The organism is Sphingobium scionense, assembly GCF_014197035.1.
In the GTDB taxonomy this organism is placed as follows: Bacteria; Pseudomonadota; Alphaproteobacteria; order Sphingomonadales; family Sphingomonadaceae; genus Sphingobium; species Sphingobium scionense.
Genome location: NZ_JACIEU010000059.1, coordinates 1 through 12,462 on the forward strand (window position 1 = coordinate 1; position 12,462 = coordinate 12,462).

A 12,462-nucleotide genomic window follows, 5' to 3' on the forward strand; every position below is an offset into this window, starting at 1 on the left:
GGCTCAGGCTGCACGACGGTCACGCCCATGGCGTCCTGGCCGATGACCCAGTGCATGCCCATTCCGGAAGCGAGCCCAGCGCAGGGCACACCGACCAGCAAAACCACCACCGTCCGCACTCTGACGCCGCACAAAGTCACGTTGATCCGGCCAGAACCGACACTTCCGGATCAGCCTCGCTTACCCGTCCGAACCACCCCAAAGCCGCTTTACCCATAGACCAGCGCGTGGGGCCCGCGGGTTCCTGCACTGGAGGCTTTCGTACGCAAGCGCCCGAAACCCTTCACAAAGCCAGACATTCCATTCGCGCCGATAGACGTCCTATTCTGCTGAAAGCGGTCGATCGCGGTGGTTGGATCTGACGGTCAGTCGTCGCCCCGAACACACTGGCCCAATCATATGTCGATCGGCACAATGTAATTCTAATCGATAATTTGAGCGAAGCCGGCAACACCCTCAGGAGATGGCGGACGCTTTGTCGGATGTGAAGGCGTGCGCAGATCGTCGACTTGACCCAGCCCCCCAAAAATCGCTTCCATCGTTCGGACACATAATGCGACGCCCTCGTCGGCAAGCGTATACCAGACCAACTTGGCCTCCTTGCGCGTTTGAACGAGATTGGCCCGGCGCAATTCGCCGAGCTGCTGGCTTAGTGCTGGTTGAGCGATCTGGGTTGCTTCACCGATTTCCGACACATTGCGCTCACCGCGCAACAGACAGGAGAGGATCATGAGGCGCTGAGGTTGCGCAAAGACCTTGAGCTTGTCTGATGCGGCGGTCGCAGCATCGCGGTCCTCGTAAAACGCGGCCGTCATGGCGCGTCCACGAAGCGGCAGAACCAGTCCTCGCGATCTTCAGCAATGTTGGAAGGGGGACTGAGCAACGGTTTCCCTTCGCGCCATCCTTCAGGAGCCAGGGTTTGGGCATTGCTCACAGCCTTCAACGCCTTGAGCATCCGCAGCATCTCATCAACCGAACGCCCGACATTATGGGGATAGCAGGTAATCGCTCTAATGACGCCTTCAGGGTCGATGAAGAAAGTCGAGCGCATCGCCATGCTGTCGGCCGATTGCTCATCGATCATGCCATAGGCACGCCCGATCGCCATGCTCGGATCTTCAATTATGGGAAAGCGGACATCGGCGTCCAGCGTCACACGGATCGCCCGGACCCACGCCAAATGCGAGTAAAGGCTATCGACGGATAGCCCCAACAGTGACGTCTCGAGGGCGTCAAATTCCGACTGACGCCGGGCGAGTTCGGCAAATTCCGTGCTGCAGACGGGCGTGAAGTCTGCCGGATGGGAAAAAAAGAGGACCCAGCGTCCGCGCAGCTTGGAAAGCTGGATCTCGCCTCCCGTCGAGCGGGCGCGGAAATCCGGCGCGATCTCTCCAATGCGCGGTGACCGGCTCTCCGTTCCTTGTGCGATTTCCATAGCGCTTCCTTCGACATTCCCGCCCCTTGACGCAAGAGAATTATTCGATTACACGATATATGTAAATATGAATTTATGAGGTTTTCCGTGACCGACTCCGCGCTTGCAGCAGCCTCTTCGCAAATCTCTGCCGCTCAGGTTGGCATTCCCCAGATCAAGGCGTTCTTCGACGAGCCGACCTTCACGGTGACCTACGTCGTGCACGATCCAGAGAGCCTTCGCGCCGCGATCGTCGACAGCGTTCTGGATTATGATCCGGCTTCGGGGCGCACATCTTTCTCCGCAGCCGAGGCGGTGCTCGCCTACGTCAAGGAAAAGGGGTTATCCGTCGACTGGCATCTGGAGACCCACGCCCACGCCGATCACCTCTCGGCCGCGCCCTATCTGCAGCAGAAGATCGGCGGAAAGATCGCCATCGGCGAGCACATCGTCATCGTGCAGGAGACATTCGGCAAGCTGTTCAATGCCGGTACCGACTTCGAGCGCGACGGCTCGGACTTTGATCGCCTTTGGAAAGATGGCGACCGTTTCCGCATCGGCAATCTCGATGTCACGGTGTTGCATGTGCCGGGGCACACGCCAGCTTGCATTGCTTACGTGATCGGTGACGCCGTCTTTGTCGGCGATACCATGTTCATGCCCGACTACGGCACGGCGCGCGCCGATTTTCCCGGTGGCGATGCCCGCACCCTCTATCAATCTGCGATGCGGCTTTTGTCACTGCCGCCGGAGACGCGGCTCTTCATGTGCCACGATTATCTGCCGGAGGGGCGCAAGGACTATGTCTGGGAAACGACCGTAGAGGCCGAGCGCAAGGCCAACGTCCATATCCATGAAGGGGTAAGTGAAGACGAATTCGTCGCGATGCGCGAAGCACGCGACAAGACGCTCGCGATGCCGCGCCTGATCCTGCCTTCTGTCCAAGTGAACATGCGCGCGGGGCACTTGCCGCCGGCCGAGGACAATGGCGTCATTTATCTCAAGATCCCGGTCAACGCGGTATGATGCTGCCCGGCTTCCCTAATGCCATGCCCGTTGCGGGGCTGGCAGGCGGCCTGCTGATCGGTCTTGCCGCCGCGATCATGCTCCTCGGTCTTGGTCGCATTGCTGGCGTCAGCGGCATGCTCGCCCGAGCGTCGGCCATTGCCGATAGGGGCGCGCCGCGCGCCGTCGCGCTCGCCTTTGTTATCGGGCTGCCCGTGGGAGCGCTGCTCGTCACGCTGGCTTCCAGCGGCGTCGAGCAGCGCTTTACAGCTTCAATCCCGCAACTGGTCATGGCCGGACTGCTTGTCGGTTTCGGGACCCGGCTCGGTTCAGGTTGCACGAGCGGTCACGGGGTCTGCGGTCTCTCCCGACTCTCCCGCCGATCCATGGTTGCCACCTTGACCTTCATGACAAGTGGCTTCGCCACGGTCGGACTGATGCGCACTTTCGGTTTCATCAACGGATAATTGGGGGAGGCTGGGGATGAAGAGGAATATGGGAACATTCGACCGGGTGCTGCGCACGATCGTAGCCTTGGTGATCGGCTATCTCTGGTCGACCGGGACGATCAGCGGGGGTCTCGGTGTCGGCTTGGCGATCCTTGCGGTCGTCTTCCTTCTCACGAGCGCGGTCGGCGTCTGTCCGCTGTACCGCCCGCTCGGTCTTTCGACCTGCGGCAGAGCCAAATGAAGGTCCCCGCCATCTCGTTGCTTGCCGGCCTCCTGTTCGGAGCGGGGCTCACCGTGTCCGGCATGGCTGACCCGGCGCGGGTGCGCGCTTTCCTCGATCTGTTCGGGGCGTGGGACCCCACGCTTGCCTTCGTAATGGCGGGTGCGATGATGCCTATGGCGATCGCCTGGCTGATCCAGAAGCGGATGCCCAAGCCGATCGCCTGCGACGCCTTCGACTTGCCTGGCACAAGCCTACTAGATGCCAGGTTGCTTGGTGGGGCGTCGCTGTTCGGAGTCGGTTGGGGGATCGCGGGCCTATGTCCCGGCCCCGCACTCGCCGACCTTGCCATCGCGCCATTCGAGGCAGGGATTTTCGTGGTCGCCATGCTCGCCGGCATGATTGTGCACCGCATCACCACAAAATGAAAAGAGGCCCGCCTCGGAGCGGGAGCGAGGAGAAGTCATGAACATCAAACCGCTCAACCAAGATTTCGCCGTCTCCCCGCAGATCGCACTTGCCGACATCCCCGCGATCATCGCGCAAGGCTATAAGGCGATCATCTGCAATCGACCCGACGGTGAGGAACCGGGCCAGATCGCCGCCGCGCAAATAGGTGAAGCTGCCGAACGACAGGGCCTGCGCTTTGCCTATGTCCCCGCAATCTCCGGGGCGATCACTGATGCGAATGTCGCGGCCATGGCGGATGCGCTTGCGCGCCTACCTAAGCCGATTCTGGCCTTTTGTCGCTCCGGCGCACGATCGACGAAATTGTATGAATTGGTCTCATCGCAAAATCCTTCGGCACCTGGCGCCCGAGTTCACGATGTTGTGATTGTCGGCGGTGGCGCGGCCGGGATTGCAACGGCGTCCAGCCTCCTCAAGCGCAATCCCAAGCTGGATATAGCGGTGATCGAGCCTTCCGAGGAGCATTACTATCAGCCTGGCTGGACGATGGTTGGCGCGGGTGTCTTCCACAAGGATTTCACGCGCCGCACCGAAGCGCAGGTCATGCCCAACCGAGTGGCCTGGATCCGGGCCGCCGCCTCAGGCTTTGCTCCGGATGAAAACAAGGTGATCCTCAGTGACGGCAGCGAAGTCCGCTACCGCATTCTCGTTGCCTGTCCCGGCATTAAACTGGACTGGGATGCGATACCCGGCCTCGCCGATGCAATCGGCAAGAACGGCGTGACCTCGAACTATGGCTATGATCTCGCGCCCTACACCAACCGACTAGTGAAAGAATTCAAGGGCGGACGGGCGCTGTTCACCCAGCCTGTGATGCCCATCAAGTGCGCTGGCGCGCCGCAGAAGGCGATGTATCTGTCCTGTCATCGCTGGGAAAAGGCGGGCGTCCTGAACGACATCGACGTCCAGTTCCACACAGCCGGGGCGGTGCTGTTCGGCGTTGCCGCCTATGTCCCGGCACTTATGGAATATGTCGAGCGCTACGGCGCGCACCTGAACTTTGAATCGAAGCTCGTCGCGATCGACGGCGCTGCAAAGGTGGCGACATTCGAACGTAAGGATGGCGAAGGCACGCGGCGCGTCGAAGAGCGCTTCGACATGATTCACGTCGTGCCGCCCCAGGTCGCGCCCGATTTCGTGCGCACCAGCCCGCTCGCGGCGGCCTCCGGCTTCATAGAGGTCAACGAGGCGACGCTTCAACATGTGCGCTATCCCAATGTCTTCGCATTGGGGGACGCCTGCTCCGCCTCGAACGCCAAAACCATGGCCGCAGCGCGCAAACAGGCCCCGGTCGTCGCGGTCAATGTTCTTGCCGCGCTTGAGGGCAAGCCGCCGGCCGCCGACTATGACGGTTACGGGTCCTGCCCGCTGACGGTCGAGGCGGGCAAGATCGTCCTCGCCGAGTTTGGCTATGGCGGCAAGTTGCTGCCCAGCTTTCCCAACTGGCTGATCGACGGAACACGGCCTTCACGCCTGTCCTGGCTCCTCAAGGATACCATCCTGCCGCCAATTTACTGGCATGGCATGCTCAAGGGCCGGGAATGGATGGTCGCGCCGCACGCGATCAAGGCGGCGCACTGAACCATGCTTGAGCCGCTACAATATGCCCTCGGCGGCCTGTCGGGCGCACTTGTGGGCTTTGTCCTCGGGCTCGTCGGGGGCGGCGGGTCGATCCTCGCCGTGCCACTGCTGCTCTATCTTGTGGGGATACGCAATCCGCATGAGGCGATCGGCACCAGCGCACTGGCAGTCGCGGCCAATGCGCTCGCCGGCCTCTGGAACCACGCCCATGCCCGCACCGTCAACTGGCGATGCGGGGGCATTTATGCTGCCGCCGGCGTCGTCGGCGCGCTTGGCGGCTCGACGCTCGGCAAGAGCATCGACGGGCACAAGCTGCTCTTCCTGTTCGCGATCCTGATGATTGTTGTGGCGGTGCTGATGTTTCGCGGTCGCGGCGACCAGGGCGTCGAGGGCGCGCAGTGCAATCGGGAGAATGTCGGCAAGGTCGTCGGCTATGGTCTCGGCACCGGTGCCTTTTCCGGCTTCTTCGGGATCGGCGGCGGTTTCCTGATCGTGCCAGGCCTGATCGCTTCGACCCACATGCCCATCCTGCGCGCGATCGGCACCTCGCTTGTCGCGGTCGCGGCCTTCGGCCTGACGACGGCGCTTAACTATGCGCTTTCGGGCTATGTCCTTTGGGGCCTGGCTGGCGTGTTTATTGTCGGCGGCATTGTCGGAAGCGTGATCGGCACGCGTGCATCGCAGGTGCTGGCCGCCGAAAAGGGCCGGTTGAACAGCCTCTTCGCCGTTTTCGTGCTCGTCGTTGCCATCTACATGCTATTCAAGAGCTGGTCCGAACTCGCCAGCTGAACAGGGATATTCATGGACGCCATCATTCTCGCAAGGGCGCAATTCGCCTTCACGGTGAGCTTTCACTTCCTCTTCCCGGCCTTTTCCATCGGGCTGGCAAGCTATCTGGCCGTGCTCGAAGCTCTGTGGCTGAAGACCGGCAAGGGCGTCTATGCGAACCTGTTTCGCTACTGGCTGAAGATCTTCGCCGTCGTGTTCGCGATGGGCGTCGTCTCGGGCATCGTCATGTCCTACCAGTTCGGCACCAACTGGTCGGTGTTCTCGGACAAGGCAGGACCTGTCATCGGACCGCTGATGGCCTATGAGGTGCTGACCGCCTTCTTCCTAGAAGCCGGATTCCTCGGGGTCATGCTGTTCGGGATCAACAAGGTTGGGCGCAAGCTGCACTTCGTCGCGACACTTGCAGTAGCGTTGGGGACGTTCATCTCCGCATTCTGGATCCTGTCGGTCAACAGCTGGATGCAGACGCCGGTGGGGTATGAGATCGGCGCCAACGGCCAGTTCCTGCCGGGGCCAAGCTGGCTGACGATCATCTTCAATCCCAGCTTCCCCTATCGGCTCTTTCATACCGTCCTTGCTGCCTATCTGACGACAGCCTTCATCGTCGGCGCGGTGGGTGCCTGGCATCTTCTCAAGGACCGCAGCAATCCCGGCGCGCGCAAGATGTTTTCCATGGCCATGTGGATGGCTGCGATCGTCGCGCCCATCCAGATTTTCGCGGGCGACATGCATGGGCTCAACACGCTTGAACATCAGCCAGTGAAGGTGATGGCGATGGAAGGCCATTTTCAGAGCCATCCAGAAGGTGCGCCTTTGATCTTGTTTGGAATTCCCAACAGCGCGGAGCAGCGGGTCGATTACGTCGTCGAGATACCCAAGGCGTCATCGCTGATCTTGAAGCACCAACTCGACGCGCCATTGAAAGGTCTCGACACCGTGCCCCAAGCTGATCGTCCGCCCGTCGGTATCGTCTTCTGGGCGTTCCGCGTGATGGTTGGCATCGGATTCGCAATGCTCGGGATCGGACTCCTGAGCCTGATCGCCCGCTGGCGCAAAGCGCTCTACGACTGGTCGCTGCTGCATCGCTTCGCCGTGCTTATGGGGCCGTCGGGACTGATTGCCGTGCTGGCCGGCTGGATAGTGACGGAAGTCGGGCGGCAACCCTTTACGATCTATGGGTTGCTCAGGACCACGCAGAGCGCTTCGCCGCTCGATGCCCCGGCGGTGGCCTCGTCGCTGCTGGCATTCGTTATCGTCTATTTCACCGTGTTCGGCATGGGTATCTGGTACCTGCTTCACCTGATGAAGAAGCCGCCCGAGGCGCATGAAACCCCGCTGGGCGATGCGCCCATCCGCAGCGCGGGGATCACCCCGGCGCCGGCCATCATCGAGGGAGCTTCGGCATGATCGACCTCACTGTCATCTGGGCCTGCATCATCGGCTTTGCGATCATAGCTTATGTCGTGATGGACGGCTTCGATCTTGGCATCGGCATCCTGTTTCCGTTCTTCAAGGTTGGGCAGGACCGCGACACCGCGATGAACAGCATCGCGCCCGTCTGGGATGGCAACGAAACCTGGCTCGTGATGGGCGTAGGCGGCCTGTTTGCCGCATTTCCGCTGGCCTATGCCATCATCCTTCCCGCGCTTTACGCGCCGATGATCGCGATGCTGCTGGGACTCGTGTTCCGCGGCGTGGCCTTCGAGTTCCGCTGGCGGGATCCGGCGCACCGTGCTTTCTGGGACACGGCCTTCACGACAGGGTCGGTTATCGCCACCTTTGCGCAAGGCATTGCGCTCGGGGCCCTGCTACAGGGCATCACCGTCGAGGGGCGCAGTTATGCCGGAGGCTGGTGGGAATGGCTGTCGCCTTTCAGCCTGCTGACCGGCGTCGGCCTGCTGATCGGCTATGCCCTGCTCGGCGCCTGCTGGCTCAACTGGAAGACCGAAGGCGGATTGCAGCGGCAGACGGTGACCTATGCCGGGCGGCTTGGAATCGGCCTGCTCATCATGATCGGCGTGATTAGCCTCGCAACGCTGCGGCTCGAAACGCAATATTATCAGCGCTGGCTAAGCTTCCCGGGCGTGGTAGCGACAGCGCAGGTGCCGCTTGCCACGCTTATCGTGACATTCCTCTTTTATCGCAGCCTCCGCGTGAAGCGAGATGTGCAGCCGTTCTTCTGGGCGCTCTCGCTTTTCGGACTGTGCCTGGTCGGGCTTGGCGTCTCGATCTGGCCCGATGTCGTTCCGGCGCGCGTGACGATATGGGAAGCGGCGGCGCCCGTCCGCAGCCAGTTGTTCATGCTGGTGGGAGCCGCGATCATGGTGCCGATGATCCTTGCCTACACGGCCTGGTCCTATTGGGTCTTCCGGGGCAAGGTTGGCACGGAAGGATATCACTGATGCGCCTGTTGCTGAGCCGTCTCGGTTGGTTCGTCGGCATCTGGGCTGCGAGCGTTTCCGCGTTGGCGCTTGTGGGCGGAATGCTCCGCTGGTGGCTACGATAAATGGCCCCTCGCCTTAGGTGAGGGGCCAACACTCAAATTTCGGTATTTTCAGCGAGGGCCAGCGCGTCCTCTACGTCGATCCCGAGATAGCGCACCGTATTCTCGATCTTGCTGTGGCCGAGCAGGATCTGGACTGCCCGTAGATTGCCGGTCGCCCTGTAGATGATCGATGCCTTCGTTCGCCGAAGCGAATGGGTGCCATACTCGCTCCGCATGAGGCCGACCCCTGTCACCCATTCATCGACGAGCCGAGCATACTGGCGAGTGCTGAGATGCCCATTATGATCAACTCGGCTCGGAAACACATAATCGTCCAGCGTGCCGCCCCTTTGTTCGAGCCATGCCAGCAAGCTCGCTCGAGCATCTGGCAGCAGTTCGAACTGAACGGGCCGGCTCGTTTTCTGCTGCATTACGATCGCCCGCATTCGGATTTGCCCTCCGCTGACAAGGTCGCCGATCTTCATCTGCACCAAGTCGCAGCCGCGAAGTTTGCTGTCGATCGCCAGATCGAATAGCGCGCGATCTCGCAGCCGACGGTGCTGATTGAGGTAGAAACGGATTTCCCAAATCTGCTTCGGTTTCAGAGCCCGCTTTGCACCCACGGTCCTTCCGGCATTCCAAACCGGGCGATTGGTAGCAGTGAGTTCTGTTTCAGGCGTCTCCATGATCGTTCTCCTATGGCCACATTGGCCATCTGGAGAACGCTTGCCGACGAGGATGTGCAGGATTTTGCTGTGGGGCTCGTGCTGACCAGGCCCGGCCTTTCGTGACGGAGCGGCCAAGGCCGGCTTCTGGTAAAGTCAGATGCTCCTTGATTAAATCCATATATCCAGCAATGTGGATATATGGACAACGACTCAGCCATCACGGCCCTTGGCGCGCTCGCGCAGGGCACGCGCCTCGACGCATTTCGCCTGTTGGTCCGCCACGAGCCTGAGGGCCTGGCCGCCGGCGAGGTCGCCAAGGCGCTCGACGTGCCGCAGAACACGATGTCGGTGCATCTCGCGACCCTCGCGCGCGCCGGCCTGATCCGGTCTGAGCGGCGCAGCCGCATCATCAACTATCGCGCCGATCTCGACCAGTTGAAGGCGCTGACCCTGTTCCTTGTGAAGGATTGCTGCGGCGGCAAGGCGGAGCTTTGCGAGCCGCTGATCGCCGAGCTTAACCCCTGCTGCTGAAGGCTGCCATGACCGTCGATATCATCATCTATCACAACCCCGAGTGTGGGACGTCGCGCAACACGCTGGCGATGATCCAGAACGCCGGCATCGAGCCGCACGTCATCGAGTATCTGAAGACGCCGCCGAACCGCTCGCGCCTCGTCTCGCTGATCAGTCGCATGGGCATCACGCCTCGCGCGCTGTTGCGCGAGAAGGGCACGCCCTATGCCGAGCTTGGCCTCGGCGACCCGGCGCTCAGCGACGACCGGCTTATCGACGCGATGATCGAGCATCCGATCCTCATCAACCGCCCGATCGTCGTCTCGCCGCTCGGCGTGAAGCTGTGCCGTCCGTCGGAAGAGGTGCTCGACCTGCTGCCGGCCCGGCAGCGCGGCGCCTTCACCAAGGAAGATGGCGAGAAGGTCATCGACGACGCGGGCAACAGGATCGGCGCATGACCACCGCCGCGTCGGCCAAGCCGGGGATCAGCACATTCGAGCGCTATCTCAGCGTCTGGGTTGCGCTGTGCATCGTGGTCGGGATCGCGCTCGGCTACGCGCTGCCGGGCCTGTTCGGCGCGATCGCCGCAGCCGAGGTGGCGCGGGTCAACCTCGTCGTCGCGGTGCTCATCTGGCTGATGATCATCCCCATGCTGCTCAAGATCGACCTCCGCGCGCTCGGCTCTGTTCGCCAGCACTGGAAGGGCGTCGGCGTCACCCTGTTCATCAACTGGGCGGTGAAGCCGTTTTCGATGGCGCTGCTCGGCACGCTGTTTCTGGGCTGGCTGTTTCGGCCCCTGCTGCCGGCGGGCGAGGTCAGCTCCTATATCGCCGGTTTGATCCTGTTGGCCGCCGCACCCTGTACGGCGATGGTGTTCGTCTGGTCCAACCTCTGCGAGGGCGAGCCCACTTACACGCTGAGCCAGGTCGCGCTGAACGACGTGATCATGGTCTTTGCCTTCGCGCCGCTGGTCGGCCTGCTCCTCGGCGTCGCGTCGATCACGGTGCCGTGGGACACGCTGTTGATCTCGGTGATGCTCTACATCGTCGTGCCAGTCATCGTCGCGCAGATCGTCCGCAGTGTCGTGATCGGAGCGGGCGGACAGGAGGCATTGGACCGGCTGCTGGCTCGGCTTGGGCCGGTGTCGCTGCTGGCGCTGCTGACCACGCTGGTTCTGCTGTTCGGGTTTCAGGGTGAGGCGATCATCGCCCATCCGCTGGTCATTGCCCTGATCGCGGTGCCGATCCTCATTCAGGTCTATTTCAACGCGGGGCTCGCCTACTGGCTGAGCCGTAGGCTCGGTGTGGCATGGCGCGTCGCGGCCCCGGCTGCGTTGATCGGCGCCTCCAACTTTTTCGAGCTGGCCGTCGCCGCCGCGATCAGCCTGTTCGGGCTCAACTCGGGAGCGGCGCTGGCGACCGTCGTCGGCGTGCTGGTCGAGGTGCCGGTGATGCTGTCGGTCGTCTCGATCGTGAAGCGGACGCGGCCCTGGTACGAGGCGAGAGCGACGGCATGACCCAGGTCTATTTCTCGGAGGCTCGGCACGCTGATGATGTCCTGCGCCTCGCGCTCGGCGCCGCGCAGCTCCCGACCGACGATCTCGGCGGTCTCGACCAGATGTTCTTCAGCCTGTCCGACGATGAAGGGCTGATCGGGTTCATCGGTCTGGAAGGCAACGACGCTGACCGGCTGCTCCGCTCGCTGGTAGTGCTGCCGACCCGGCGCGGCAAGGGCTACGGCCGGATGCTGGTCGAGCGCCTCGAAGGCGTCGCCGATGGCGCGGTCGATCGGCTACACCTTCTGACCAGCGGCTCCGGGGAGTTCTTCCGCAGGCTCGGCTACGCCGATGCCGATCGCGATGCCGCGCCGGCGTTCATCGCCGCGACTGCGCAGTTCACGTCGCTGTGCGGTCCGCGCGCGACCTATCTCGTCAAGGATCTTGGATGACTCGCCTTCGTGACCTGACCGACCCCGACCATCTGCCCGCGCTAGATCGCAGCATCGCGATCGCCCGGCCGGGCACCGGCATGGGCGACGATCAGCCACCGCCGCGCATCCTGCTGCTCTATGGGTCGCTGCGCGAACGCTCGTTCAGCCGCCTTGTAGCCGAGGAAGCGTCGCGACTGCTGATCCTGTTCGGCGCAGAGGTGCGGATATTCGATCCGAGCGACCTGCCGCTCCCCGATCAGGTGAAGGGCGACGATCATCCCGCCGTCCACGAACTCCGGCAGCATGCGCTATGGTCCGAAGGCATGGTCTGGTGCAGCCCCGAGCGACACGGCCAGATCACCGGCATCATGAAGGCGCAGATCGACCATCTGCCGCTGGAGTTCGGCGGCATGCGTCCGACCCAAGGTCGCACCCTCGCGGTCATGCAGGTGTCTGGCGGCTCGCAGTCGTTCAACGCGGTCAACACGCTGCGCCTTCTCGGCCGCTGGATGCGCATGATTACCATCCCCAACCAGTCGAGCGTGGCAATGGCGTTCAAGGAGTTCGACGAAGGCGGCCGCATGCGCCCGTCGAGCTATTATGACCGGATCGTGGACGTGATGGAGGAACTGGTCCGATTCACGATCCTGACCCGCGCTCACGCTTGGCAACTCGTCGATCGCTATTCCGAACGGAAGGCCGCACAGGCGAAGCGTGATGCTGCGGCCGATCTTGCCTCGCGCGCGCTCGGCTGATGGCCGCGGGTTGCCCACCAGTTAGACTTAGAATGGCCGCTTATTCTGAAAACAGCCATCCGGGCTAACCCATCCAAACGGCAGAAATGTCCCAAAGCACGAACCCGCTCCGCGGGAGGGTCGCTTGGGGTGACGTAGCGTAGTATTTGTGAGGCTTTCGGCGGGGCGGCGTCGCCCGCCGACGGT

Annotated in this window: 16 protein-coding genes; 13 read left to right on the forward strand and 3 right to left on the reverse strand. The window is 62.3% G+C overall.

Annotation, left to right across the window (positions count from 1 at the left end):
• Nucleotides 1-422 precede the first annotated feature (422 nt).
• Both GGQ90_RS28005 and GGQ90_RS28010 read right to left on the reverse strand, forming a co-directional pair.
• Nucleotides 423-815: an ArsR/SmtB family transcription factor gene (locus GGQ90_RS28005; RefSeq protein WP_026109768.1), complete on the reverse strand. Its 393-nt coding sequence runs from the start codon at nucleotides 813-815 to the stop codon at nucleotides 423-425.
• On the reverse strand, nucleotides 812-1,435 hold the full coding sequence (locus GGQ90_RS28010; RefSeq protein ID WP_036526784.1) for a peroxiredoxin: 624 nt from the start codon (nucleotides 1,433-1,435) through the stop codon (nucleotides 812-814). Before GGQ90_RS28010 ends, GGQ90_RS28005 begins: the two co-directional genes overlap by 4 nt.
• Nucleotides 1,436-1,522: 87 nt before the next feature.
• Here GGQ90_RS28010 and GGQ90_RS28015 point away from each other — a divergent pair, with 87 nt between their 5' ends.
• From GGQ90_RS28015 to cydB, 8 genes are read left to right on the forward strand one after another with little or no spacing between them, the layout of a single operon-like run.
• Entirely contained in the window at nucleotides 1,523-2,440 is a 918-nt protein-coding gene (locus GGQ90_RS28015; RefSeq protein ID WP_004210532.1) for an MBL fold metallo-hydrolase, read from the forward strand.
• A complete protein-coding gene (locus GGQ90_RS28020; RefSeq protein ID WP_017502960.1) occupies nucleotides 2,437-2,886 on the forward strand; it encodes a YeeE/YedE family protein in 450 nt (149 codons plus the stop codon). Before GGQ90_RS28015 ends, GGQ90_RS28020 begins: the two co-directional genes overlap by 4 nt.
• A 16-nt stretch (nucleotides 2,887-2,902) precedes the next feature.
• On the forward strand, nucleotides 2,903-3,109 hold the full coding sequence (locus GGQ90_RS28025; RefSeq protein ID WP_017502961.1) for a YgaP family membrane protein: 207 nt from the start codon (nucleotides 2,903-2,905) through the stop codon (nucleotides 3,107-3,109).
• On the forward strand, nucleotides 3,106-3,516 hold the full coding sequence (locus GGQ90_RS28030; RefSeq protein WP_017502962.1) for a DUF6691 family protein: 411 nt from the start codon (nucleotides 3,106-3,108) through the stop codon (nucleotides 3,514-3,516). Before GGQ90_RS28025 ends, GGQ90_RS28030 begins: the two co-directional genes overlap by 4 nt.
• Before the next feature lie 37 nt (nucleotides 3,517-3,553).
• Nucleotides 3,554-5,137: a bifunctional protein tyrosine phosphatase family protein/NAD(P)/FAD-dependent oxidoreductase gene (locus tag GGQ90_RS28035; protein ID WP_017502963.1), complete on the forward strand. Its 1,584-nt coding sequence runs from the start codon at nucleotides 3,554-3,556 to the stop codon at nucleotides 5,135-5,137.
• Between the two features lie 3 nt (nucleotides 5,138-5,140).
• Complete coding sequence (locus tag GGQ90_RS28040) at nucleotides 5,141-5,926, forward strand: sulfite exporter TauE/SafE family protein (RefSeq protein ID WP_017502964.1); 786 nt, start codon at nucleotides 5,141-5,143, stop codon at nucleotides 5,924-5,926.
• Between the two features lie 12 nt (nucleotides 5,927-5,938).
• Complete coding sequence (locus GGQ90_RS28045; RefSeq protein ID WP_036526783.1) at nucleotides 5,939-7,333, forward strand: cytochrome ubiquinol oxidase subunit I; 1,395 nt, start codon at nucleotides 5,939-5,941, stop codon at nucleotides 7,331-7,333.
• The gene (gene cydB, locus GGQ90_RS28050) at nucleotides 7,330-8,328 is read left to right on the forward strand and encodes a cytochrome d ubiquinol oxidase subunit II (RefSeq protein ID WP_017502966.1); all 999 of its coding nucleotides are present in this window, start codon (nucleotides 7,330-7,332) and stop codon (nucleotides 8,326-8,328) included. The genes GGQ90_RS28045 and cydB overlap by 4 nt, the downstream gene beginning before the upstream one ends.
• Before the next feature lie 136 nt (nucleotides 8,329-8,464).
• On the opposite strand, the gene GGQ90_RS28055 is transcribed toward cydB, so the two are convergent.
• Nucleotides 8,465-9,097, reverse strand: coding sequence for a tyrosine-type recombinase/integrase (locus GGQ90_RS28055; RefSeq protein ID WP_017502967.1), 633 nt, complete (start codon nucleotides 9,095-9,097; stop codon nucleotides 8,465-8,467).
• Nucleotides 9,098-9,277: 180 nt separating this feature from the next.
• On the opposite strand from GGQ90_RS28055, the gene GGQ90_RS28060 reads away from it, so the two are divergent.
• The 5 genes from GGQ90_RS28060 to arsH are packed head-to-tail and all read left to right on the forward strand — an operon-like array spanning nucleotide 9,278 to nucleotide 12,276.
• Complete coding sequence (locus GGQ90_RS28060) at nucleotides 9,278-9,610, forward strand: ArsR/SmtB family transcription factor (protein WP_017502969.1); 333 nt, start codon at nucleotides 9,278-9,280, stop codon at nucleotides 9,608-9,610.
• A gap of 8 nt (nucleotides 9,611-9,618) precedes the next feature.
• Nucleotides 9,619-10,050 (forward strand): arsenate reductase (glutaredoxin), encoded by a 432-nt coding sequence (arsC, locus tag GGQ90_RS28065; protein WP_017502970.1) that lies wholly within the window; start codon nucleotides 9,619-9,621, stop codon nucleotides 10,048-10,050.
• Complete coding sequence (arsB, locus tag GGQ90_RS28070; RefSeq protein WP_017502971.1) at nucleotides 10,047-11,108, forward strand: ACR3 family arsenite efflux transporter; 1,062 nt, start codon at nucleotides 10,047-10,049, stop codon at nucleotides 11,106-11,108. Before arsC ends, arsB begins: the two co-directional genes overlap by 4 nt.
• A complete protein-coding gene (locus GGQ90_RS28075; protein WP_017502972.1) occupies nucleotides 11,105-11,539 on the forward strand; it encodes a GNAT family N-acetyltransferase in 435 nt (144 codons plus the stop codon). The genes arsB and GGQ90_RS28075 overlap by 4 nt, the downstream gene beginning before the upstream one ends.
• Nucleotides 11,536-12,276 carry an arsenical resistance protein ArsH gene (arsH, locus tag GGQ90_RS28080; RefSeq protein WP_017502973.1) on the forward strand — a complete coding sequence of 247 codons (741 nt, stop codon included), beginning with the start codon at nucleotides 11,536-11,538 and terminating at the stop codon, nucleotides 12,274-12,276. Before GGQ90_RS28075 ends, arsH begins: the two co-directional genes overlap by 4 nt.
• Nucleotides 12,277-12,462 lie beyond the last annotated feature (186 nt).